1 protein-coding gene is annotated in these 824 nt (G+C 63.8%); it reads right to left on the bottom strand.

All coding sequences use genetic code 11. The annotated features are described in order from the left end of the window. Nucleotides 1-608: IS21 family transposase (locus ARGLB_RS12005; RefSeq protein WP_003802772.1), on the bottom strand; the 608-nt coding region annotated here is incomplete at its 3' end. Between the last annotated feature and the right edge of the window lie 216 nt (nt 609-824).

The following is an 824-nucleotide window of genomic DNA, read 5'->3' as shown; positions in this document are numbered from 1 at the left end:
ACCGGCACGCCGGCAACATGCATGGTGGTGACGGTCTTCTCGTTATCGGTCAGCACATAGGTCGGCGCGCCGCCGAGCAGCCGGAATGACCGGTCCAGGGCGGTGAAAACGCTCGGTGCCGTCCGGTCCCGCAGCGGGATCACGATGCGGAACCTGGACCAGGCCAGCCACGCGACGAACAGCACGGTCTTGACTCCATCGATGACCGGTCCGTCACCGAAATCGTACTGAAGCCAGGCGCCCGGTTCAGTGATCCAGGGACGGTGGACCCGCTTGTTTCCCCGCCGGTAGGCCTCTTTGACCTGGGAGACGGCGCGGCGGGTGGAACGGTCCGAACCCCGGTAGCCCATCGCGGCGAGCTTGGCATGGACGACATCGGCGCGGATCCGGCCCTTGGACTTTTCGACCCATTCCTCGATCTTCGGCAGCCACGCATCGGTGACCCTGGGCCGGTCGGACACGGCCCCCGGTGCACGGCCGGCATCACGGGCCTGCACGAGCCGGTCGACGGTGTGGTGGGAACAACCTGACAGCTCCGCTGCAGCGCGCAGCGACTTGGTCAGATCATAGGCAGCAAGAATTTTCACGGTTTCTAGGGCATCCTTCATTCAGGGCCTCTTCCTGTCAGCGGATTCGATTCGACACCGAAATCCAAACGGGAAGAGGCCCCCGCCGTCTTACGACACGGCGGGATAAGCGAACAATGCGGGCAAACCAATCGGCCACAACTGGGCAGAACTCATGGCCATACGTGGGCAGTCCCGGTGGCCATCAGCGGGCAATTCCCTGGCCATCTACGGGCAGTTTTCATGGCCGCCAACACT

The sequence above is a fragment of the Arthrobacter globiformis NBRC 12137 genome (assembly GCF_000238915.1).
Lineage (GTDB): Bacteria > Actinomycetota > Actinomycetes > Actinomycetales > Micrococcaceae > Arthrobacter > Arthrobacter globiformis.
Note: the sequence above shows the minus strand (reverse complement) of the source record. Positions and strands in the feature narration are given on the sequence as shown.